This is a genomic window from Anoxybacillus andreesenii (genome assembly GCF_030813005.1).
In the GTDB taxonomy this organism is placed as follows: Bacteria; Bacillota; Bacilli; order Bacillales; family Cytobacillaceae; genus Robertmurraya; species Robertmurraya andreesenii.
Genome location: NZ_JAUSTU010000007.1, coordinates 106,929 through 129,174, shown reverse-complemented (window position 1 = coordinate 129,174; position 22,246 = coordinate 106,929). Strand labels below are relative to the sequence as shown.

At 40.7% G+C, this 22,246-nt stretch carries 20 protein-coding genes; 4 read left to right on the top strand and 16 right to left on the bottom strand.

Annotated elements, in window-relative coordinates; all coding sequences use genetic code 11:
* Positions 1–7 precede the first annotated feature (7 nt).
* The 10 genes from J2S07_RS09235 to J2S07_RS09190 all read right to left on the bottom strand — a co-directional run bounded on the left by J2S07_RS09235 (position 8) and on the right by J2S07_RS09190 (position 12,283).
* Complete coding sequence (locus J2S07_RS09235) at positions 8–1,231, bottom strand: restriction endonuclease subunit S (protein WP_144515348.1); 1,224 nt, start codon at positions 1,229–1,231, stop codon at positions 8–10.
* Positions 1,225–3,915, bottom strand: a complete 2,691-nt coding sequence (locus J2S07_RS09230; RefSeq protein WP_144515349.1) for an N-6 DNA methylase — start codon at positions 3,913–3,915, stop codon at positions 1,225–1,227. The genes J2S07_RS09235 and J2S07_RS09230 overlap by 7 nt, the downstream gene beginning before the upstream one ends.
* Positions 3,916–3,935: 20 nt before the next feature.
* The gene (locus tag J2S07_RS09225) at positions 3,936–4,148 is read right to left on the bottom strand and encodes a type II toxin-antitoxin system Phd/YefM family antitoxin (protein ID WP_061129961.1); all 213 of its coding nucleotides are present in this window, start codon (positions 4,146–4,148) and stop codon (positions 3,936–3,938) included.
* A 354-nt stretch (positions 4,149–4,502) separates the two neighbouring features.
* Positions 4,503–5,888, bottom strand: a complete 1,386-nt coding sequence (rlmD, locus tag J2S07_RS09220; protein ID WP_307150173.1) for a 23S rRNA (uracil(1939)-C(5))-methyltransferase RlmD — start codon at positions 5,886–5,888, stop codon at positions 4,503–4,505.
* 25 nt (positions 5,889–5,913) lie between these two features.
* Complete coding sequence (locus tag J2S07_RS09215; RefSeq protein WP_307150139.1) at positions 5,914–6,756, bottom strand: DNA-3-methyladenine glycosylase family protein; 843 nt, start codon at positions 6,754–6,756, stop codon at positions 5,914–5,916.
* 222 nt (positions 6,757–6,978) lie between these two features.
* The gene (pdaA, locus tag J2S07_RS09210; protein WP_307150138.1) at positions 6,979–7,776 is read right to left on the bottom strand and encodes a delta-lactam-biosynthetic de-N-acetylase; all 798 of its coding nucleotides are present in this window, start codon (positions 7,774–7,776) and stop codon (positions 6,979–6,981) included.
* Between the two features lie 81 nt (positions 7,777–7,857).
* On the bottom strand, positions 7,858–9,096 hold the full coding sequence (locus J2S07_RS09205) for an MFS transporter (RefSeq protein WP_307150137.1): 1,239 nt from the start codon (positions 9,094–9,096) through the stop codon (positions 7,858–7,860).
* A 14-nt stretch (positions 9,097–9,110) separates the two neighbouring features.
* Positions 9,111–10,049 carry an ArsR/SmtB family transcription factor gene (locus tag J2S07_RS09200; protein ID WP_307150136.1) on the bottom strand — a complete coding sequence of 313 codons (939 nt, stop codon included), beginning with the start codon at positions 10,047–10,049 and terminating at the stop codon, positions 9,111–9,113.
* Between the two features lie 172 nt (positions 10,050–10,221).
* Positions 10,222–11,769 (bottom strand): fumarate hydratase, encoded by a 1,548-nt coding sequence (locus tag J2S07_RS09195; RefSeq protein ID WP_307150135.1) that lies wholly within the window; start codon positions 11,767–11,769, stop codon positions 10,222–10,224.
* Between the two features lie 328 nt (positions 11,770–12,097).
* On the bottom strand, positions 12,098–12,283 hold the full coding sequence (locus J2S07_RS09190) for an SE1561 family protein (RefSeq protein WP_307150134.1): 186 nt from the start codon (positions 12,281–12,283) through the stop codon (positions 12,098–12,100).
* A gap of 171 nt (positions 12,284–12,454) precedes the next feature.
* Between J2S07_RS09190 and yfkAB the strand changes: the two genes are divergently transcribed.
* On the top strand, positions 12,455–13,567 hold the full coding sequence (yfkAB, locus tag J2S07_RS09185) for a radical SAM/CxCxxxxC motif protein YfkAB (RefSeq protein ID WP_307150133.1): 1,113 nt from the start codon (positions 12,455–12,457) through the stop codon (positions 13,565–13,567).
* A 54-nt stretch (positions 13,568–13,621) separates the two neighbouring features.
* On the opposite strand, the gene J2S07_RS09180 is transcribed toward yfkAB, so the two are convergent.
* The gene (locus J2S07_RS09180; RefSeq protein WP_307150132.1) at positions 13,622–14,425 is read right to left on the bottom strand and encodes a YfkD famly protein; all 804 of its coding nucleotides are present in this window, start codon (positions 14,423–14,425) and stop codon (positions 13,622–13,624) included.
* Positions 14,426–14,613: 188 nt separating this feature from the next.
* Between J2S07_RS09180 and J2S07_RS09175 the strand changes: the two genes are divergently transcribed.
* A complete protein-coding gene (locus J2S07_RS09175) occupies positions 14,614–15,822 on the top strand; it encodes an MFS transporter (RefSeq protein ID WP_307150131.1) in 1,209 nt (402 codons plus the stop codon).
* Between the two features lie 185 nt (positions 15,823–16,007).
* A complete protein-coding gene (locus J2S07_RS09170; protein WP_307150130.1) occupies positions 16,008–17,921 on the top strand; it encodes a heavy metal translocating P-type ATPase in 1,914 nt (637 codons plus the stop codon).
* Positions 17,922–18,191: 270 nt separating this feature from the next.
* Here J2S07_RS09170 and J2S07_RS09165 read toward each other — a convergent pair whose 3' ends face one another.
* Genes J2S07_RS09165 through J2S07_RS09155 form a run of 3 tightly spaced genes read right to left on the bottom strand, consistent with a single transcriptional unit; the run spans position 18,192 to position 19,849 of the window.
* Positions 18,192–19,019 (bottom strand): YihY/virulence factor BrkB family protein, encoded by an 828-nt coding sequence (locus J2S07_RS09165; protein ID WP_307150129.1) that lies wholly within the window; start codon positions 19,017–19,019, stop codon positions 18,192–18,194.
* A 13-nt stretch (positions 19,020–19,032) separates the two neighbouring features.
* Positions 19,033–19,362 (bottom strand): YtxH domain-containing protein, encoded by a 330-nt coding sequence (locus J2S07_RS09160; RefSeq protein WP_307150128.1) that lies wholly within the window; start codon positions 19,360–19,362, stop codon positions 19,033–19,035.
* Positions 19,346–19,849, bottom strand: a complete 504-nt coding sequence (locus J2S07_RS09155; RefSeq protein ID WP_307150127.1) for a low molecular weight protein-tyrosine-phosphatase — start codon at positions 19,847–19,849, stop codon at positions 19,346–19,348. Before J2S07_RS09155 ends, J2S07_RS09160 begins: the two co-directional genes overlap by 17 nt.
* 199 nt (positions 19,850–20,048) lie before the next feature.
* On the opposite strand from J2S07_RS09155, the gene J2S07_RS09150 reads away from it, so the two are divergent.
* Positions 20,049–20,273 carry a DUF1128 domain-containing protein gene (locus J2S07_RS09150; RefSeq protein WP_307150126.1) on the top strand — a complete coding sequence of 75 codons (225 nt, stop codon included), beginning with the start codon at positions 20,049–20,051 and terminating at the stop codon, positions 20,271–20,273.
* Positions 20,274–20,296: 23 nt separating this feature from the next.
* Here the strand turns inward: J2S07_RS09150 and J2S07_RS09145 are convergent, their stop codons facing one another.
* Complete coding sequence (locus J2S07_RS09145; protein ID WP_307150125.1) at positions 20,297–21,289, bottom strand: HD-GYP domain-containing protein; 993 nt, start codon at positions 21,287–21,289, stop codon at positions 20,297–20,299.
* A gap of 36 nt (positions 21,290–21,325) precedes the next feature.
* Positions 21,326–22,081, bottom strand: a complete 756-nt coding sequence (gene map / locus J2S07_RS09140; protein WP_307150124.1) for a type I methionyl aminopeptidase — start codon at positions 22,079–22,081, stop codon at positions 21,326–21,328.
* Positions 22,082–22,246 lie beyond the last annotated feature (165 nt).

Genomic DNA, 22,246 nt, shown 5'->3' with positions numbered 1-22,246 from the left:
AACCTCCCTATAATTTAAGACGCACACGGCCTGTTAAAAGGTCATCCATTGCACCTTCTCTAATTCCCATTATCTTCTCTTTTTCTATTTCGAGAGATTCGATTTCTTCATCCATAGCTGTTAAGACAGAGGCGATGGCTTGTTGTTCTCTGATATCCTGTGGCATTCTAAACTCAAAATTACTTAAATCTTTTTGATATAGATGCTTTATTGTAGAACCTGCGGACAATGTATTAATAAACTCTTTAAAAATTGAGGACAACAAAACTCTATAGAGAAACGTTGGAAGAAGGCTAGACGTTGTTCTGAAAACAAAAACTCCGCTATTCAGAGTTGCTGGTTTATCCAATTTAGGAACCAGTGCTACCTTACCAATCGTTCCATCCTTTGTTACCAGTACATTATTTGACTCGACTTGAATATTTGAATCCATATCGTATCGTTCTTTTGATACGTATGATATGTTCTCCAGATTGACCTTTCCATTATGGAAATCAGTGCCCCCAATTAAATAACTGTATCCACTTCTTAAATACTCTTCCTTTTTTAAACCTTGCCATCCAATTCTTGCTTTTGGTTTAATCACTTGGTTAAAAGAAACAGTTTCCCATTCCTTTTCAAAACCATCAACCCTAGTTTTGCCACTAACCAAATCCTCCAAAGCACCATCACGGATAGCTTTTTTCTTTTCGATAAGCTTTGCTAGATTATTGATATGCTCATCGAAGTCGGATAGAACAGAGGCGATGGCTTGTTGTTCAGCGAGCAAGGGTAAATGAACTTGTACTTTTTTTACAACCTCTTTATTAAGATTTTGGACTCCACTTCCGGCAGCAAAAGAATCATATTGCCCCTTGACACTTGATGATGAAAGCAAATAATAAAGAAAGTCCTTATCAACTTCATTTTGAAAATCGTATAGCCTTAACCATCCGTCATGTATGCACCCATCAATTTTTAAAAGGTAGGGTCTCCCAAAACTCATTGAATTTGATAAAATAAAATCACCTGGACATACCCGTACCGAACGCTTAGCCCCATCTTTTGTTATTTTCTCTGCCGTAGAAATAATATATTTCCCATCTTGTGGGGCATCGCCAATTTTAATCCAGTTCACTCCTGATGAACTGAAAGTTAAATAACTCTCTATTGGACGAGGGGATGCACCCCTTTTTATTTTAATGACATCATCAAGAATGCTTTCACTCCAATCACTAGGATAAGCTACCATATGTACCCCATCCTTTCCAGAGCAGACTTTACCTTAATCTTTGACTGAGCTGTCTTTTCTTCAATCTCACCTAGAGTATGCTCATAGCGTTTTGCGATTAACACCACTTTTGATGCTAGTTCATTTAATACTTGATCAATTGCATCTACAATATCACCCTCAAGTCTTGCCATCCATTTCTTATTAAAAAGCAAGTGCTTAATTTCATCAATTGATAATTCGCCATATTTAGCAAGCACTAGTTCATCAAGTGTCTTTTGTGCCTCTTTGATAGCCTTATCAGATTCTTCTTTTTCTGAAACCTTAGCCTGATATGCAAGCAGAGCGTTATATTCATCTGCATAAATTTCAGGCATAACCGCTTTTTCGTTTGCCTCTTTTAATGCGGCTTTTAGCTTGGCCTTACCAAATGACCCATTCTTATTTCTAAGTTCGTAGCCCTTTAGCTCACTGTTATCTTGAACGATTTGCTCCATTTCAATTGTATTGCCCTCATCTAACAATTCAATCAACTTTGTAATATCGCTCATTACAGGTGAGGTCTTTTTACTTTCGAGTTCCTTAATCCGTTTATTAAGATTTGCCTTTGGAATGCTGTCACCTTTTTCATTTAGGGCATTTACCAGCAAACCTTCATCGCCAGATTCTTCTTCACGCATTTCATCTATTTCAGATTCAAGCAATGTTGATTTTTCTCTCAACTTATTAAGAACAATTAACTCTTTTTCAAAATACTCATTCTCGATAATCTCTCTTGAGATTAACGCCCCTTCAAACGACTTCATTTTAGAGGTATCGTCAACTTTTATTTCTTCTCCACTTTCATCTTTTGCTTTCTTTTGAGCATATACATATTCAATCTCACGACCAGCCTCATATCCACTAGCCTTAATTACATACACATCATCTTGCATTTTCTCATTCCAATAATTTAGCAAGAAATCGTACACATCATAATTGTCTAAAAGCTGTGCCGATTCGAAATCATGCAAGATTTCAAGGCCAATGTTACGAATTAACTCCTTTGGATTTGTATCTACATTGATATTTAATAGCACATTTTTTACTGCATTTCTCCAAGCCCCGAATAGTTCACCACACTCGGTATCCTTTTGGCTCTTGATATTTTCGTCCTCAGAGATAACCGTTTCTATCTCGTTTGGTGACGTAGCAAGGTTATAGACGTTATGCTTTTCATCAACACGGGTAAATAGCTCTTGTTTTAACTTTGGTGAAACTTTCCATAGTTTTTCTATTGAATCAATATCAACTTCCGGAATTCCACCCTTTAGATGGGATGAAATATTTTGCGGCAATGTATCGTCAATCTTTTGGATATATCGAGGAACATTCAAATTACCATCGTTTTCTTCTAAGATTTCTTTATAGGTAACAAAGCGAGAATATCCCATAATTTCTTCTTTATTTATGCATGTTTGTACTATCTTCTCAATATCTTGTTCACGAAGGCGATTTTTGTTACCGTCTTTCTTAAATCCACGGCTTGCATCTACCATAAAGATACCTTCACGATTATCGGCATTTTCTTTATCAATAATTATGATACAAGCAGGAATACCTGTGCCGTAAAATAAATTAGCAGGCAGACCAACTATGCCCTTTATGTATCGCTTATCAAGAACTGCTTTTCTAATGGTCTCTTCTATATTCCCTCTAAATAGCACACCATGGGGCAGAATAATCCCTGCCTTACCATTACTATCTAAGGCCTTTAAGACGTGTAAAAACCAAGCATAGTCACCATTCTTTTCTGGTGGAATGCCATACCCATCAAATCTCTTAAATTTATCTTCTGATGGTTTGATTCCATCTGTCCAGTCCTTATCAGAAAAAGGTGGATTCATAACAATAAAGTCAAATTTCTTAAGCCCACCAAAATCATCAGTATATGCTGGGTTTGCTAATGTATTACCACTTTTAATTTCACCTGTACCTTTGTTATGTAGGATAAAGTTCATCTTTGCTAAACCTGCAGTATCAGGGTATTTTTCCTGACCAAATATTGTAACTATAGAGTCACCGTTTTCATCCATAGGAGCTTCATCTGCTGCACGAATTAATAAAGAACCACTGCCCGCTGCAGGATCATGAAGTGTCCACTTTTTACCTGTTTCTTGTCTAATATCACCAATACCAATAAGTCTAGCAATGATACGTGACACCTCACTAGGTGTATAAAATTGACCCTTGCTCTTACCAGACTCTTGAGCAAATTTCATCATGAAGTACTCATAAGCATCTCCGATGATGTCATCACCACTAGCTCTGTTACTTCTGAAGTCAATAGCAGGATTTTGGAATATAGCAATAAGTCCAGAAACTTTATCAACTAGTTCCTTGCCAGAACCCAATTCATCCGGGTTATTAAAACTAACATCAGGAAGAGAACCTTGAAGACGGTTTTCCTCTAGGAACTTTTGGATAATCTTATCTACTCGTTCACCGACATCACTCTTGCCCTTCGCAGCAATTAAGTCATCAAATGATGCACCTTCGCTTACTGTAAACTCAGCAAATCGCTGTCCCTTGTATCTATCTGATACGTATTTAAAAAACAACAATACAAGTACGTAGTCTTTGTATCTTGACGGCTCTACGCCACCTCTTAGTTTATTACACGCTTCCCATAGTAGGGAATATAGTTCTGATTTTTTCACGGCCATTCATTTTACCTCGCTCATCTTTAATATTCTGTTATATCAATACCCGATTTCAAAAGCCTTTCATAGCGTTCATTAGACAGTAGAACAGCAATAGGCTTTCCATTTTTTAAAACGAAAGCTGTCCTATCCTCATCAGATAATTTAGTTATTAATTTCGAGGATTGCCCTCTTAAAAAATCTGACATATTATAAAAGTCCATAGGCTGTTTTTGTATTTTATCTTCACTTTCCATATCCACACCTGCTTTTTCTTTTTATTATACCAAGAAAATCAGTCTATTGAAATGACTATTTATACTTGAAATGTAATTACTTTTTCAACTCAAATATTAATATATGTATATCTATAATATAGAAATATGGATAACCCTTCATTTCAAAATTAGGGAATGTTTAATCTAACCTATCTCCACAACCCTATGAAGTTATCTAATCTGTCTCCACAACCCTACGCAAATTTTTGCGATTGAACTGTTTCCTCAATAAATAAAAATAAGGATTTTCAAGGTTAAAAGGCACTGCCAGACATTGGGCAGAAAATCCTCCAACCTTGGAAACCCTTTATTTATCAATACTTTGAATAGAGCTTATTCCTCAACCCTTGACATCAAGACAACACACTCGACGTGCGCCGTCTGCGGAAACATATCCACCGGCTGCAAATACTCCACCTTATACTTGTCCGCTAACACCGCAATATCCTTAGCCAACGTCGACGGATTACATGATACATAAACAACCTTCTTCGGCTTAACATTCAAAATGGTCTTCAATAGTTGCCCGTCAAGTCCCGTCCTTGGCGGATCAACGATAACAACATCTGGTCTCCAGCCTTCCTTCGCCCACTTCGGCATGACGACTTCCGCTTTCCCCGTAACATACTTGGCATGCTTGATTCCGTGTCGTGCTGCATTTGTCTTTGCGTCTTCGATGGATTCGGGAATGACATCCATGCCGCGAATTTCTCCCGCTTTATCCGCCAGCCATAGTCCGATCGTACCGACGCCGCAATAAGCATCAACTACTTTTTCTGTTCCTGTTAATCCTGCCGCTTGCTTCACTTCATCATAGAGCTTCACGGTTTGCTCAGGATTCAGCTGGAAAAAGGTCCTTGCCGATAATTCAAACTGCAGATCTCCTAAGGTTTCTTGAATATACTCGTTTCCCTCTAATGCAAAGGTTTCATCACCAAAGATTAAGGATGTCTTTTCACCATTAATGTTTTGAACGATGGATTTGACTTCCGGCATCCGCTTTTTAATTTCTTGGATAAGCTGTTCCTTTTGCGGGAAATCCTTCTTTGTTGTGATTAAGACGATTTGCAGTTCACCCGTTTGGATGCCAACTCTTGTCACAATGGTTCTGACGATGCCTTTTTTCGTTCTTTCATTATAGATAGGGATATTTAATTTTTCGATTAACTTTCTGACCTTGCCTGTGGCTTTCGTGGTTTTTGGATGCTGGACAGCACAATGATCGATATGGATTAATTTGTGAGAGTTCAGGCCATAGAGGCCAGCAAGCACCTTTCCATTCTGACTCCCGACCTGGAATTGACTTTTGTTGCGGTAATTCCAAGGGTCCTCCATTCCAAGGGTTTCACGAATATCAAGCTCGGCTGTCGGCAGCTTTGTATGTCTTTCCAGCGCTTGAATAACAATGTCCCTTTTCTCCTTTAGCTGCTTGTCATAGCGCAAATGCTGCAGCTGACAGCCTCCACACTCCTCATAATGGGGACAAGGGGGCTGGACACGGAATGGCGACTCTTTTCGAATATTTTTGATTCGACCCTCGGCAAATTTGGGGTGAACCTTCACTGCTTCAACCACAACCTCTTCACCTGGAAGGGCGCCGGGAACGAACACGACCTGCTTTTTGAAATAACCGACACCTTCCCCATTGATCCCAAGGCGCTTGATGGTTAGCGGAAAGGTTTGCTTCTCTTTGATTTTTACTGCTTGTTCCTTTTTCATGCTGTGTTCTCTCCATTCATTCGTTCTACTCAATGCTCCTCCAAAGATACAAAGAGGCATAGCTTAAGTATGGTTCCCATTCCTTTTGATAGGCTTCCATTTCTTCAATCGTTGGCTTGCGGTCTAGATTATATCGTTTTTTCAAGGCATTTTGCAGGCCAATATCCGCTGCCGGAAAAAGGTTCGGTCGCCCCAGTCCAAACATTAACACATTTTGCACCGTCCAAGGACCCACACCACGCAGCTTAGTTAATTCCTTCATGATTTCATCATCTGTTTTCTCAGAAAGGCTGTCTATGTCTAGAGTACCCTCCACAATCGCCTGCGCAACTCCGATTATATACTCCGCTTTTCGCCCACTAAATTGGAGCTCTCTTAGATCCTCTACCTTAAGCTTTGCCACCACTTCAGGCTGCGGGTAAAAATATACTCCGTCTACCATCGTTCCAAAGGTTCTGACAAACCGTTCGGTTAACGTCCGGGCAAATGCTAGGTTCAATTGCTGGTGAATGATGCATTTTAAGAGACAATCATATGGGTCATAGTCAAGAATAAGGGGTGTTCCACGATGCTCGGAAAATATGGGTGCCAGATCTGTCTGTTGAAAATGCTCATGAATCCTTGCCAAGGGCGTATCCCATTGTAAAATATGGGCTAGCCTTGCCAACTCCACTTCACTTTCAGCACCAGAAATTAAGAATTCTGGGTCATCCGTAGTCCCCACTGCTGCCACCTCAACCACCTTTGGCTTCTTATCGATTATAAGGGGTATCTTCACACTTCTTTTTCCCAAATCCACGATGTTCAAAGGGTCGAGGGAAAGCCTGTCCAAAACTAAATCGAAATTATACGGTCCCGCAATCTTCACACAATATCCCACCTACACAAATTGCTTAAATTATAGCATTTGTTTGGCAAAAACTCGAAAAAGCCACCCTCAAATGATTGAAGGCGGCTTCCATTACTATAGATATCCTTCTGCTTCACAGATATCGGTCAAAAATAAAGTATATCGGTCGTTAATTACATATATCGGTCAAATCTGCCTAGATATCGGTCAAGAACAAATTACTATCGACAACCTACCGCCTTAAAAAAGCGCTGGATGCTCAAACGCTTTACTTTTTGTTAAATCATCAAGGCTTTTGAAGGTATAGCCTTTCTTCTTCAAATCCTTAATCGCCTTTTCCAAAGCATCCGCATTATCCTTTGACACGGTATGAAGCAGGATGACAGCACCTGGATGGATTTGTCTCATAATATTATCATAGGCATATCGCCATCCTTTTTGGTTGTTGACATGCCAATCGACAAAGGCTAGTGACCACATCACATGTGTATATCCTTGTTCTTTAGCCAGTTTCATTGTTCTCTCACTAATAATCCCTCGTGGTGGGCGCAAGTAGACCATATGTTTAATCCCTGTAATTTCTTCAGTTTTTGCCCGTACTTTTTCAAGTTCTCTTTTCAACCTCTCATCATCTACCCTAGTTAAATCAGGGTGATAATAAGAATGGTTTCCGATAATGTGACCTTCATCAGCCATTCGCTTCACCAGTTCGGGCTGACTTTCTAAATAGTGACCCGTTACAAAAAATGTGGCAGGTACTTTTTCCTTTTTTAAGACATCAAGGAATTGGGCTGTATAACCATTTTCATAACCATTATCAAAGGTTAAATAAATATCTTTTTTGTCGGGATCGCCTTTATAAAAGGCATCATATTTTTCAAGTAGCGCATCTAATTCTGCACCCGCATCTGCAGGCTGTTCATCTTTTCCCTTCTTAAACCCCCAATGAATCGGAGAATTACTTAAGCTAGCTGAAGCAGGGGTGATCATGAGTGACAGGATGAAAAATAAACTGATACAAACCTTCCTATTTAACATGATTCCATTACCTCCTAAACACACTTTTCTTTATTTTTCGTTAGGAGGGGAGAAAAGATGATTTACAGTTATTAGCAATATTTACAAAGACGCTTTCTGTTCTCCTCGATCTTCCACTACGTGATCATTAAGCTTCTCAAAAATAGGTTGTCTCCAGCAAATTAAGTTTGTAAAGATGATGATCATCCCCAGAACAGCAAACAATAGTGGGATGGAAAAGGCTTCTGCAAACATGCCTCCTAATGCTGCACCAAATGGGATTCCCGCCTGGGCAAGCAAAATTCTTACCGAAAAGACTCTGCCACGTAAATGCTCAGGAACTCTGCGCTGGTACAGTGTTGTATTGTTGATATTGAAAATAATCGCAAATAAGCCTTGACCGAAGGAAAAAACGAGGGCTAACCAATAATAAGATGTCCAAGCTAATCCAATGAAAAGTAGTCCATCTATAAATAACGACCCGAGCATGACCCTTTTTCGATTCTTTGGTTCTTTCAAAAGTCCAGTTAGTAATGAACCTCCTACCATTCCAAGGGAAAAAGCAGATGTAAACAATCCATACTGAAAGGCCGTTCCACCTAGCTCATCGGTGATATAAGGTAAGAACATTGGCTGAGCAGCACCAGAGCTAAAATTGATGATCATCATCATGATTCCAACCCAAAATAACACGGGATAAACGCGATAGAACTGAAGACCTTCCTTAAACTGAATAAACCAGCTTTCCTTCTGTTCTACCCGCTGTTTTTTGGAGCTTGGATTCATCATCAATAACATTCCCGATACGCCTAAAGCAATAATCAAGATAAAGAGAACGAGCTCAACACTAAATGCGGAAATCATGATTCCCCCTAAGGTCGGTCCTAAAAGGGTCATTAATTGTCCGGTACCTTCGAGAATCGAATTCCCTTTTGTTAATTTATCTTTTGGTAAAATATCCGCAACATACGCCATACTTGCGGGATAGAACAAAGGCTGGGCAAGCCCTACCGCAATAGATACAACGTATAAATGCCAAGCTTCTAATACACCCATCGGTAATAATATGGCTGGTAAAAGAAACACAGCTCCGCGGAACCACTCTGAAAAGATCATGACCTTCTTCCGATCCCATCGATCCAAATAAGGACCTGCAAACATTTGAATGATAATATTCGGAAGCATGAAGGTAAGCCAAATGCTCCCCATCGCCATCTTCGAGCCTGTCATATCATAGACTAGCCATGATATGGCAAACGTCGCAAATGTACTTCCTAATCCGGAAGCTGCTTGCGCTAACCATAAGAACACGAATTTTCTATCTAGAAATAATTCCTTCATTCATAACCTCCCCCTCATGATTCATTTCTGTCTGAAAATATATAGCGATGGTAGTCCTGAAAAATATGCTCCAAGCCCTCTTCCCTTAATCGAAAACGATCCGAAGAATGGGGAGTTACAATCACTTGGACTAGCCCAGCTGCCCGTAGACTAATTAAATGGTGGTGCACAGTACTTTTTGCAAGGCCAATATACTTAACAATATCCGTAAAACTGCGTTCATTGTTGACTAAATAACGAAGGATCTGCAGACGGTTTTTGTCTGTTAAAGCCACGCCCCTTCGCATTAAGCTTGGTGAAGGTTCCTCTGATGATGGGATTAGATCTACAGGATAGCCATAGAAATGCACTTGTGGTAAATGAGCGAACGTAATAATTGGACTTGCATGGTAGACAGGATACAAAATAACCCTTTTTACTTCTGAAAATCCCCTTAGTAGAAGGCCATTTGTTGCCTTTTCTATAATATCGCTTGGTTCCTCCTTCCCTAATAATTGACTTTTTTGCTTAAAATCCATTTCTAAAGATGGGAGAATACTAGGGGCAATTTGTTGGAAGTATTCTTCGTTCCAACGTTTTACTAAATGAAGACTTTGATGAAAGGTTCCTATATGTGGCTTTAGCTTTTCTTCCGATACATGCAATTGATTGAGAAAATAATTAATCACTTCCTTTTCTTCTAACTTGGATAGCTCTTGTAACAATTGTTCAAGCGGTGCATTTCCTAGTTTTAGACTGAACAGATAATCATTTAAATAGTTTAAATAGCTTAAATGCTCGATTTGCTCAGACTCTAAAGCCTCTGCAAGCTCTTTGCTGAGCTTTTTCATCGTAGCTTTTCTCCACTTAGCACCGAGATCTACTTTTTTATAAAAGCTGGCATGAACATAGACATGGAGGCTATTTAGCAGTTCATAAATGGGATGAAAGCGCAGTTCGACTGAATAAGTCATCTGAAGTTCGACTCCTATCTAACTAGATATTTTATTAGTTCGATTATAATCGAACTCAAATGAGATATTCAAGTAATTTTTACCAAATTTCAGATCAAAAAACTGCATCTCCAATTGATAGAATGTCTACCAATCAGAGATGCAGTTCAGAATTTAAGTCAACCTCCACGATTTAAAATACTCTGTCTTTAAATTGAGCTAATTTTTCTAACGAGGATTTATCTACATCCTCATGCAGGCTGTTTCCATGCGCATCCATCGTTACAACCGCCGTGAAGCCTTCCACCGATAGATGCCACATCGCTTCCGGAATACCAAATTGCATTAAATCAACGCCATCAACAGACTTGATACAATCCGCATAATATTGGGCCGCTCCACCGATCGCATTCAAGTAAACACCACCGTGCTCCTTAAGGGCAGCAAGCGTCTTAGGGCCCATTCCACCTTTACCGATCACAGCACGGATGCCAAATTTCTTCATGATATCCCCTTGATAAGGCTCCTCACGAATACTTGTTGTTGGTCCTGCCGCCTTCACATGCCAGTTGCCTTCATCATCCTTTAACATCACTGGTCCACAGTGATAGATAATTTGGCCATTCAAATCAACCGGAGCATCATTTTCTGATAGGTACTTATGAATCGCATCACGGCCCGTAAACATTCTGCCATCAATGCGAACTACGTCTCCTACCTTGAGCTCACGGATTTGCTCTTCAGAAATAGGGGCTTTCAGAGTGACAACCTTTGGCTCACTCTCAGATGTAGCAGCTGCTTGCTCTCTGGCTGTCTCTTCCGCAAAGCTAATCTTATCTCCATCCTGATAAAGCCATTCATTTATTTCTCCCGTTTCTGCATTGACCTTCACACCGAGACGACGGAAGGCCCAGCAGTTGTAGGCAACCGATACAAAGAAGCTCGCCGGAATACGGTTCATGACACCAATTTTACAGCCAAGGAGAGTGGTTTCTCCGCCAAATCCCATTGTTCCAATCCCAAGCTTGTTCGCATTTTCCATTACATATTCCTCAAGCTTGCGAAGGTCTTCATGAGGATTCACATCATCGTTGGAACGGAAGAGCTGTTCCTTCGCCAAATCATACCCTGAAGAACGGTCACCGCCAATCCCAACACCGATAAACCCTGCACTACAGCCTTGTCCCTGTGCCTGGTAGACAGAGTGCATGATACATTTTCGGATTCCATCAAGATCGCGACCTGCTCGACCAAGCCCCTCTAACTCACAAGGCAAGCTATATTGGATATTTTTATTTTCACAGCCGCCTCCTTTTAAAATGAGACGAACATCAATATCATCTTTCTCCCATTGCTCGAACTTCACAACCGGAACTCCAGCCCCTAAGTTATCCCCACTGTTTTCCCCAGTTAACGAATCAACAGAGTTGGGACGTAGCTTTCCATCCTTTGTAGCTAATGCGATTGCCTTTTGAATCGCTTTTTTTAGTTCAATTTGGTTCACTCCTACAGGTGTCTTAATCTTGAAGGTTGGCAGCCCCGTGTCCTGACAAATTGGAGAAACATTTTCATCGGCCATTTGGATATTATTGGTGATCGTCGCTAAGCTCATAGCAGCGCGAGTACCAGCGCTTTCGTTTTCCTTTGCAGCCTTTACTGCACGCCGAACATCCTTTGGTAAATTAGTCGAGGTTTCTACAATAAGCTTGTACATGCTCTCTTGAAATTTTTCTAAATTCATGGTAGTTCCCCTTTCCCCTTTGTTGAAAACGCTTTATCTTTTATTTGTGAAGCTCTTTTCTCAAACATTGTTGCATTGGAATAAAAATAATTAAACAAAGCAGTTGTTCATGTAGTCTATCTTTAGAAACAACGGAGAAAAGTGCTGCTCACCCTATGCGTATCGCACGCCTAGTATGAAACGGAATGGCCGGTACTAAGGACATTCCAGAACCACAATCCGTGCGAAATGTGAAATTCACATAATTTCTCGAATCTTATTATACTCCTATCTCCCTTTGATTAAAAGGTATCTACCTCATAGAAAAAGAGCCCATTGGGCCCTTTCCTCATAGCTCTCGATTTTGAAATTCTCGACATTTCGATTCTAAATCGTCGATTATTGAAATGAGACGGTCAATATCCTCAAGCTCTGCATTTTCCGGCTCAATCGCATCCAATAGATCAAGAAACATATTCAATCGTTTTTTCAAAAAAACTACCTGGTCTTCTTTTTCTTTAATTGGACTACCCAAAATTTTGCGCTCCTTTCATTCCTTCGTGCTAACTCACTGATCGTACAAAAAAGCTCCCCTTTTCGCAACCTAATATTCTTAATCGTAAAGAGAAATTTATTGACAGATCAGACATAGAATCTGATAATGACAAAGGTTTTGTTATTAGCTTGATTAAAGGAGTTATATTCTATGGACAGAAAAATCTCACCTCGTTTCGACCCTTGGGAAGCCTACATGGATGTTGAACAATATGGGAACATGACCTTAACCAATATTGAATTTACAACAACGAATTTATGCAATATGCGCTGTGAGCATTGTGCTGTTGGTTATACTTTGACACATAAGGATCCAAAAGCCCTTCCAATCGATCTTCTGATTCAGAGGCTCGATGAAATTCCCACACTAAGGTCTTTAAGCATCACTGGCGGAGAGCCCATGTTTTCAAAAAAATCGGTAGAAGCCTACGTACTCCCTTTACTTGAGTATGCCCATTCAAGAGGGATTCGTACTCAACTGAACTCAAACCTAACTCTTGAGCTTGAACGCTATGAAAAAATAGCTCCATTTTTAGACGTGTTACATATTTCTCATAACTGGGGAACGGTAGAGGATTTCGTTGAGGGTGGATTTGCGATGATGGAGCGGAAACCAACGATCGATCAGCGAGTTGCCCTTTTTCAGCGCATGATTGAAAACAGTCGTGCCTTATCCGAATTAGGGGTGATGGTCTCGGCAGAAACGATGCTAAGCAAACGCACCTTGCCCCATCTTGAACATATTCACCATCAAATTGTCGAGGAGATGAAGTGCAGCCGTCATGAGGTGCACCCGATGTACCCTTCCGCATTTGCTGCTAATCTTGACGTATTAAGCCTAGATGAAATTCGTAGGGCAATTCATCATTTGTTAGATATTCGTGATGAAGATACATGGATGCTATTCGGGACCCTCCCCTTTTATCCTTGCAGCGACAATGAAGAGGACTTAGCCCTTTTGCAAAGATTATATCAGAGTAAAAATGTAACGGTACGAAACGATCCAGATGGACGCTCACGCTTAAATGTGAATATTTTTTCTGGAGATGTCATTGTGACCGATTTCGGTGATACCCCACCGCTTGGCAATATTCAAACGGATTCTCTTGCTGATGCTTATTCCAAGTGGATGCAGTCCGAGCTGGCAAAAAGCTTAAATTGTCATTGTCCAGAGGTTCGTTGTCTCGGACCCAATGTTTTGGTGAAAAATAGCTATTACCAGAGCTTGAATTTCCTCCAAAGGAAAGCAAAAATCTCCCTCTAAGATTTGTTTGTGTACTCAAATGAAGAACCGTCGGACCAATCCGACGGTTCTCTTCTACCTTGGCCGCTCTGATGCGACAAATCCAAAGGCGATATAATCCTGCAATGGAATCCAAGCGCCGATTCCCTGAGAGGTGACATTTTTGACAATAATCATTTTCTTATTTCCCTTAAGCATTAAATAGACTTCTCCATACGTAACCTTTCCCTTTTCGTTCACGGCTGGCGCATATCCATACAAATATCCAAGTCTCTTCGGAGGGATATTGTAGACATGATCCTTTTTCGTTCCTGCACCGATCACCGTCTCAAATGCAAGTGGCAAGCCTGATTTTTCCGCTGCCTTCAAAAGCATCATCTTCTTGACATCTTCCGCTTCTGGGATTTTGGCAGTTAGGCCACCTTTTACTACCTTTTGTGCTTCCTGGACATAGTGAATTTGATAGTTCGCATTCCCACCCCGATTATCAAAATAATTCGTGTTGATTTTCTGATATTCCCAATTCGGTGCTGTCTCCGTCGATTCATAATTGAGCGGCCATTGCCCCAAATAAATGACCGCCCGATAGCCAAATGCAAAGGGAGTGCTGTTAACGTTTGTTTCATTAAGCATGCGAATCAAATTGGGATTCTCAATCTTAATTTTCGATGAATGAAGCAGCTCTTGTGTCAGCTCACTTGGCTGCAAGGTAGGGAGATCCTGCGTCGGATTCGGATATGTATTCTCCTTTGTAATGTTCAGGACCCCTTGTGGAATTTTGACACCTTCCTCTTTTTTAGCTCCCAAAGCGGATGGGACAACGAGGCATTGTATAATTAAAAGAAATCCAATTACTAACATAAACCTTTTTTTCTTCATAAGAAGCGGAACTCCTTTCAATATTTTCCCTAGGATACCTATAGTTTTTTCAGAGCTTTGACATCTTATCCATTTTTTGAAGCTAACAAATTAGAAAAGCCATTTAGCCCAGGACAAGCATAAGCCAATCCTCAACTACCATAAAAATGGTTGCCAGATACCCGATATCTCGGTTAACATCAAGGAGAATGGCTTATTCAGCCATCACAATACACGATGGAGCTTACATAATGAAGAACATGAAACTATGGGTCCTTGTTGGGATCGTGGCGATATCTGGATTTTCCCAAGGCATGCTTATGCCTCTCATTGCCATCATCTTCGAACAGGATGGCTTATCCTCATCCATTAACGGACTACACGCAACCGGAATATATATTGGAATATTGTTAATTTCCCCTTTTATGGAAAAACCGCTACAAAAATTTGGCTTTAAGCCAACGATTATCTTCGGAGGACTTATCGTTATAGCCTCCCTTGCTCTATTTCCAGTATGGAAATCCTTGTGGTTTTGGTTCATTTTACGCTTATTGATTGGGATTGGAGATAATATGCTCCATTTCGGAACGCAAACCTGGATTACCTCCTTCTCCACAACAGGCAACCGGGGACGCAACATCGCCTTATATGGATTATTTTTCAGCTTTGGGTTTGCGATTGGTCCATTAATGACCCGATTATTAGAGGTTCATGAATCCTTACCTTTTATTATCTCTTCAGCTTTGAGCCTAGCTGCTTGGGTCACAATCTTTTTCATACGGAATGAATTCCCGGACCCTGATGCAAAAAGTGCGTCATCCTTGCTCAGCTCATTTAAACGATTCGGGCAGGTCTGGAAATACGCATGGGTTGCCTTTCTCCCGCCTTTTGGCTATGGTTTTTTGGAGGCAACATTAAACGGAAATTTTCCTGTCTATGCTTTAAGAATCGGGATCGATGTGAAGGCGGTCTCCATTATTTTGCCTGCGTTTGCGCTCGGGAGCATCGTCTTTCAAATGCCCCTTGGCTTATTGAGCGATCGCTACGGAAGACAGCGGGTCTTACCAGTCATCATGCTCGGGGGATTTATTACATTTATCCTTGCTGGAATTCTAGAAAACTCGGGAACCGCACTTTTCATCTGCTTCTTTGTGGCAGGAATGCTGGTTGGTTCAACCTATTCCCTAGGGATTTCCTATATGGCGGATCTTCTACCTAGACAGCTTTTGCCGGCTGGAAATATTATGTGCAGTGTTCTATTTAGCTTCGGTAGTATTTCAGGACCCTTTATCGGTGGGTTAACGATACAGTATTTAAAAGGAATCAGCTTCTTTTATTTTATTTCAATCATGCTGCTTTGTATTTTTGTCGGGCTCATCCTATTTAAGTCAAAGAAAGAGACTGAAGCAACTTCCTAAAAAAACCTTCCTATCTTGTGACATTAGTGATATAATTATAATAAATTTAATTTACTAATCTTTTCGGCTTTTCCGCTGTCATCCTAAGGATGGCAGCTTTCGTGTTTTTTTAGGGTAATGATGCTGATTATTTTTCTCAATTAGAGCAATTAATTGAAACTATTACAGAAAGGGGAATACAAATAATGGAATTAGGAATTGGAACAGCAAATACACAAGCCTCAGAAGAAAGTCTCATGGACAAAGTGAAGATTCATGGAGAATTAATCGCCGCTATTACGAGTGGGGTCCTGATCGGAATTGGCTGGCTCTTAGAAAAGGGGGGCTTCTCAACTGCTTCCGTCATCTCTTTTCTGTTTGCTTTTGTGATTGGGGGATTTGCAAAGGCAAAGGAAGGAATTGAAGACACGATTGCCAACAAAGAGCTCAATGTCGAAATGCTCATGGTGTTTGCCGCCATAGGCTCTGCAGTCATCGGTTATTGGACCGAGGGCGCGATCTTAATCTTCATCTTTTCCATGAGTGGTGCATTAGAGACTTATACGATGAACAAAAGCCGGAAGGAAATTTCAAGCCTCATGGAGCTGCAGCCAGAGGAGGCATTAGTGATAACAGATGGAGTGGAAAAAATCGTCCCTGTTTCGAATTTAAGAATCGGCGATTTAATCCTTGTTAAGCCCGGGGAACGTATTCCCTCTGATGGACGAATTGTCAAAGGGCAAACTCATTTGGATGAAGCGGCTATTACAGGTGAATCCATCCCTGTTTCAAAAGGGCTGGATGAGGAGGTTTTTGCAGGGACGGTCAACCTTAATGGCTCGATCACTGTGGAAATAACAAAACCGAGCACGGACACCCTGTTTCAAAAAATCATCCAGCTTGTCCAATCTGCTCAAAGTGAAAAATCACCTTCACAGCTATTTATTGAGAAGTTTGAAGGAACATACGTAAAGATTGTATTAGCTGTTGTCGTTCTAATGATGTTTTTGCCACATTTTCTTTTAGGCTGGAGTTGGACAGAAACCTTCTACCGAGCCATGATTTTGCTTGTTGTTGCCTCTCCTTGTGCTTTGGTCGCCTCCATTATGCCTGCGTCTCTTTCCGCCATCTCAAACGGCGCAAGACATGGGATTCTTTTTAAAGGCGGGGTACACTTAGAAAATTTAAGTCACCTAAGAGCCATTGCCTTTGATAAAACGGGGACATTGACGAAGGGGAAACCTGAGGTAACAGATGTACTAGTTAAGGATCACTTATCAGTAGAGGATGTATTGTTAACAACCGCTTCCATTGAGAGCCATTCCAATCATCCATTAGCTGTAGCCATCGTAAAATACACAAAAGAAAGCCTAGATAGACCACTCATCCAGCCAGAAAGCATTGAAGATATTGCAGGCTTTGGAGTGAAAGCGCACTACCATCATGATATTTGGAAAATTGGCAAGGCTGATTTTGTGGGGAGATCAGAAGCTGAAGCCTTCTTAAATGGAGCCGCAAAAAAACTCGCAAACGAAGGCAAGACTGTGGTCTATATCCAAAAAAATGATGAGGTTGTTGGAGTCATAGCTTTGAAGGACGTGGTCAGGGAAGAAACAAAGAAGGCCATTGATATTCTTAAGAAACGTGGCATCTACACCATCATGCTAACAGGGGATAGTGAAAGCACTGCCCAAGCTATTGCCACAGAGAGTCATGTGGATGCTTATGTAGCGGAATGCCTCCCAGAACGAAAGGTCGAGGAATTGAAAAAGCTGAAAGAAAAATTCAGCCAAGTCGCAATGGTTGGAGATGGGGTTAATGATGCCCCCGCACTTGCAACAGCGAATGTTGGGATCGCAATGGGCGATGGATCAGGGGTGGCACTAGAAACAGCTGATATTGTCTTAATGAAGAATGACTTACCTCGTATTGCGGAAGCTATCAAGCTATCAGATCGGATGAATCGAATTATTAAGCAAAATGTGATTTTTTCAATCAGTGTTATTATGGTGTTAATTGTCTCCAATTTCTTTCAGTTTATTGACCTGCCATTTGGAGTCATTGGTCATGAGGGAAGCACGATTTTGGTTATCTTAAACGGACTAAGGCTATTGAAATAGGCTGAGCAGCGCGCTCAGCCTTTATTTCATGCTGCTATTAGACTGCAACTATGTTTGTAAAAATGAGCCTTTTAATGATATCCATTTGAACCATTTGCTGAACTGGATGTTTTATTCTTTGGGCTGCTTTTTCCCTTTTGCTTTGTGCCACCTTTGTTCTTTGCCATTCACATAAGCCTCCTTTATTGATACTGCCTCCTCTTCCCTCATGTTATTGTATGAAAAAGGACGCCATTCCATAAAGGAACTTTTTGCAAAACCACGGGAACACTAACAATTTTCATTCTTCAGCTGGCTTGCGAGGGCATTGATTTCTCCGCCAAGCAAAATGGTTACTCCCGTTAGATAAAACCAAATCAACAGCACAATAACTGCACCAATGCTACCGTACATGGCCGAATAGTTCCCAAAATTGCTGACATAATAGGAAAAGCCAAAGGAAACTACTAACCAGCTCACTGTAGCAAAGAACGCCCCAGGTGATGCTTCAATGCATTTAAATTTCTTATTGGGCGCAATCCAATATACGGCGAGAAAAACAAGATAAATAATGAGTGCACTCATGAGCCATCTCACCATGTTCCAAAACGCGAGGAATTGACTTGATAGCCCTAATTTCGCAAAAAGGAACATACCAATTTGCTTCCCAAAAACAGGCAGAAGCAATGCAACAAGGAAGACAAAAACAAGGGCAAATGTAAAAAGGATGGCCATCCCTCTGGCGACAACAAAGGAACGACTTTCCTTCACTTCATACGCCTTATTCAGAGCTCGTATCAGGGCATTCATGCCGTTTGAAGCTGACCATATGGTTGCAAGGATACCAAAGGATAACAGGGTCCCATTTTGATGACTCATAATTTCATTCAAATTCGTTTCAATAAACGCCATTGTCTGACCTGGCGCAAAGTCAGCCACCACCCAAAGCATTTCCTCTTGCTTTATAGGAAGGTAGGGAATCAGACTGACTAGAACAATCAAGAGAGGGAAAAGAGATAAAAGGAAAAAATATGCAAGCTGGGCTGCAAGTCCAAATATATCATCCTCCCAAATTCGCTTCACAAGCATCAACAGTGCTCTGACATTTAACAGCTCCATTACGACACTCCTATCAATCGTCGGAACTCTCTAGGAACGCTTCCTTCGTATCGGATACAAGACTGACAACCGCTGGGGTTACTTCCTTTAATTCTCCAACCTTTTCTGCAATGAAGGTGACGTCTTCACTCACCTGTTCCACTGTATTCCGTAATTTTTCTGTTTTCGTCCTGAGCTGTTCGGCTACTTCACTTGGATGAGTGATACAGTGGGTCACCTCTTTTGTTCCTTTCTTAATACCTTCTCTGACAGAGTGGCGTGTTTCCTTATCCAATAATGTGACGGCTCCGCCTGCAATGGCACCAAATAGAATGCCTTTCCAAAACTTATTCGTATTCCCCATTGATTTTCCCTCCCACATCATGTAAATCATTTGCCATAATATGTTCTAATAGCCCTTCACAGCCCTGCTTGACCAAATTATAGACCTCCTCAAAATCCCCTGTAAAGTAAGGATCAGGAACGTCTTTATTCTCAGTATCTGGTACAAAATCAAGCAGCATTTTGATTTTCGCCTTTGGAAAAACAGCCTTTAGTTTTTCAATATCCTTTTTATTATTCGAATCCATCGCAATGATATATTCAAATTCCTCTATATCCCTCGCATGGATTTGTCTAGCCTTAAGACCTTTCGTACTTATGTTGTACTTTTCAAGTATTTCGATCGTACCTTTATGGGGAGTTTGTCCAATATGCCAGTTCCCTGTACCTGCTGAATCGACGAGGATTTGTTCCTCTAGCTTTTTCTTCATAACGACATCCCGGAACATGGCCTCTGCCATGGGTGACCGACAAATATTCCCGAGACAAACAAATAGTACCTTTATCATATGTAAAAAACCTCCTACCTCTCATTTTCCACGATCTCTCAGGGAAGATGCAAGACCTCCTGAAAGAAAATCATCAACTCTTCCCTTAGGTTACAACAAAGTTCTGAAAGAGCCTATAATTTCATCTGAAAAGATGTTAATATTCACTAAAGAAGGGTGCATATAATAACAGCATCAAAGGAAAAGGTAGGGGATCGACTTGAACTTATCAACTGCTTCCGTTGAAAACGTTGAATTTATGATTGAAAAGATTAAAGAAAAATTGAAGGTATTGAATCTTGGCGCCATCAAGCCCTCTCATTTTGATGAGAACCTGTATGAAGAGCTTAAAGAGATTTATGAGCTCGTCATGAAAAAAAATTCCTTCAGCCCAAATGAAATGCAAGCACTAGCCGAAGAACTGGGTAATTTAAGAAAAAGATAATTGGTACGAAAAAGCCCACTCTTTTAAGTGGACTTTTTTTCATTCAGGACCTCTGTTATCAATAACGTATGGTTCTCAGCCAAGGAGATTTCCTCTTCAGTATCCAAGAAGCGGATGTAGGGCCGTTGAACATTTCCGATTATTTTTGTGACGATCCCTCTTCTACCATTATTTAATTTAACCTGAGTACCAGGGATATAGCTTGGAACCTGCTGAATAAAGACATTGATTAAATCTGTGCTAAACAGCGTACCACTTTTGGTCATGATGTACTCCATTGCTTCATGGGGCTGTAGTCCATCCTTTGAGATCGAATTTTCATATAGATTGGCAATCGCACAAACCTGAGCGAATTCATGAATTTCTTTTCCCTCAAGGCCCCGAGGCGCACCGCTACCATCGATAGCCTCATGATGTTGATAACAAACATGAGCAGATAGCAGACTAACCTCTCTAATTTTCCGTAAATATTCAAAGCCCACTCGAGAATGATCCTCCACTCCTTTAGCTAATACCTTACCGATATCATGCAAAAGGCAGCCAAGGGCCAAATCCTTTACCTGCATTTGAGAAAGGTTTAGCTTTTTTGCTATTTGAAGTGCAAGTAACGTAACATTGACTGAATGTGCATACTCCCTTAGCTCCATCGCTAGTGAGGAAGCCGGAATCAAAACGATCGCCTTCCTTTTCGAAACTTCTTCAACAAGCAGAATGACTTGTTTCTGCAGTTCACGAATCGGTAGCTCCTCATTTTTTGAAACCGCATGATAAAACTTATTTACGGTGTCTATGGCGTCCATCCATGTTGGGAAATCCACTAGTTCCTCCATCGTAATACCAAAGGAGGTCGCATCTTCAACGAACAAATAACGAATATCTAGTTCCATAATTCTCTTGAGATAAACTGGATGAATCGTTCTACCTGCTCCAAGCAACACTCTCTTTTGTTTATCATAGATGGGCCGAGCTAGCTGCATATAATTCGGATTGTAATCTTCTATGCTAATAAGTTTCATTTCCTACTCCCTTAATACCCTTATTACACCTGGCTTCTATCGATCATTCTGATCGGTCAAAATAACAGGACCTTCCTTCGTAATGGCAATGGTATGCTCATATTGCGCAGAATTTCTACCATCAACAGTGCGTGCTGTCCAGCCATTGTCATCCATCTTCATATAATATTCACCTGCGTTCACCATGGGTTCAATTGTAAAAACCATTCCTTCTTTAATTCTTGGCCCTTTCCCAGGTAAACCGAAATGAGGAACATCTGGTTTTTCGTGAATATTAGCCCCAATTCCATGGCCGATAAAGTCGCGAACAACAGAGAATCCCTCTCCCTCAACATACGTTTGGATCGCATGCCCGATATCGCCAATCCGGTTTCCTATTTGCGCTTGTTCAATTCCCTTATAGAGCGCTTCTTTTGTAACCTCTAGGAGCTTGGCTGTTTCCTCTGAAACCTTACCTACAGCATACGACCAAGCAGAGTCAGCTAAGGCTCCGTTAAGGTTGACAACCATATCAATGGTGACAATGTCTCCCTCTTTAAGTGGCGCCTTCCGGGGGAATCCATGACATATTTCATCATTAATACTTGCGCAGGTTGCATATTCATAGCCTTTATAGCCCTTCTGTTGTGCCGTTGCCCCATGCTTTTTTAAATAGGCGTCTACAAATTCTTCTATTTCCCAGGTTGTCACACCAGGTTTGATCATTTTCGCAATTTCTTTATGCACTGAAGCCAGAAGTTCACCGGCTTTCTTCATCATTTCAATTTCTCTTGGTGATTTTAGAACAATCATTCCTATGCCTCCTTCAGCCAAATACCATTGTACTCTATCAATTGTAATACTTTTCGATGGACAATCAAAATAATTTCTTCCTAAGGACTTTGACTACATAGTTAATTTTATTTCTTTGGACATGGGGTCGGTACTAGGCTTTTTGCCATATTTTTTATTTTTTTA

What these genes read in the sequence shown, in the direction of transcription:
- J2S07_RS09235 (WP_144515348.1), bottom strand. Translation starts at nt 1,231, where the DNA reads ATGGTAGCTTATCCTAGTGATTGGAGTGAAAGCATTCTTGATGATGTC.
- J2S07_RS09230 (WP_144515349.1), bottom strand. Translation starts at nt 3,915, where the DNA reads ATGGCCGTGAAAAAATCAGAACTATATTCCCTACTATGGGAAGCGTGT.
- J2S07_RS09225 (WP_061129961.1), bottom strand. Translation starts at nt 4,148, where the DNA reads ATGGAAAGTGAAGATAAAATACAAAAACAGCCTATGGACTTTTATAAT.
- rlmD (WP_307150173.1), bottom strand. Translation starts at nt 5,888, where the DNA reads ATGAAAAAGGAACAAGCAGTAAAAATCAAAGAGAAGCAAACCTTTCCG.
- pdaA (WP_307150138.1), bottom strand. Translation starts at nt 7,776, where the DNA reads ATGTTAAATAGGAAGGTTTGTATCAGTTTATTTTTCATCCTGTCACTC.
- J2S07_RS09205 (WP_307150137.1), bottom strand. Translation starts at nt 9,096, where the DNA reads ATGAAGGAATTATTTCTAGATAGAAAATTCGTGTTCTTATGGTTAGCG.
- J2S07_RS09200 (WP_307150136.1), bottom strand. Translation starts at nt 10,049, where the DNA reads ATGACTTATTCAGTCGAACTGCGCTTTCATCCCATTTATGAACTGCTA.
- J2S07_RS09195 (WP_307150135.1), bottom strand. Translation starts at nt 11,769, where the DNA reads ATGAATTTAGAAAAATTTCAAGAGAGCATGTACAAGCTTATTGTAGAA.
- yfkAB (WP_307150133.1), top strand. Translation starts at nt 12,455, where the DNA reads ATGGACAGAAAAATCTCACCTCGTTTCGACCCTTGGGAAGCCTACATG.
- J2S07_RS09180 (WP_307150132.1), bottom strand. Translation starts at nt 14,425, where the DNA reads ATGAAGAAAAAAAGGTTTATGTTAGTAATTGGATTTCTTTTAATTATA.
- J2S07_RS09175 (WP_307150131.1), top strand. Translation starts at nt 14,614, where the DNA reads ATGGCTTATTCAGCCATCACAATACACGATGGAGCTTACATAATGAAG.
- J2S07_RS09170 (WP_307150130.1), top strand. Translation starts at nt 16,008, where the DNA reads ATGGAATTAGGAATTGGAACAGCAAATACACAAGCCTCAGAAGAAAGT.
- J2S07_RS09165 (WP_307150129.1), bottom strand. Translation starts at nt 19,019, where the DNA reads ATGGAGCTGTTAAATGTCAGAGCACTGTTGATGCTTGTGAAGCGAATT.
- J2S07_RS09160 (WP_307150128.1), bottom strand. Translation starts at nt 19,362, where the DNA reads ATGGGGAATACGAATAAGTTTTGGAAAGGCATTCTATTTGGTGCCATT.
- J2S07_RS09155 (WP_307150127.1), bottom strand. Translation starts at nt 19,849, where the DNA reads ATGATAAAGGTACTATTTGTTTGTCTCGGGAATATTTGTCGGTCACCC.
- J2S07_RS09145 (WP_307150125.1), bottom strand. Translation starts at nt 21,289, where the DNA reads ATGAAACTTATTAGCATAGAAGATTACAATCCGAATTATATGCAGCTA.
- map (WP_307150124.1), bottom strand. Translation starts at nt 22,081, where the DNA reads ATGATTGTTCTAAAATCACCAAGAGAAATTGAAATGATGAAGAAAGCC.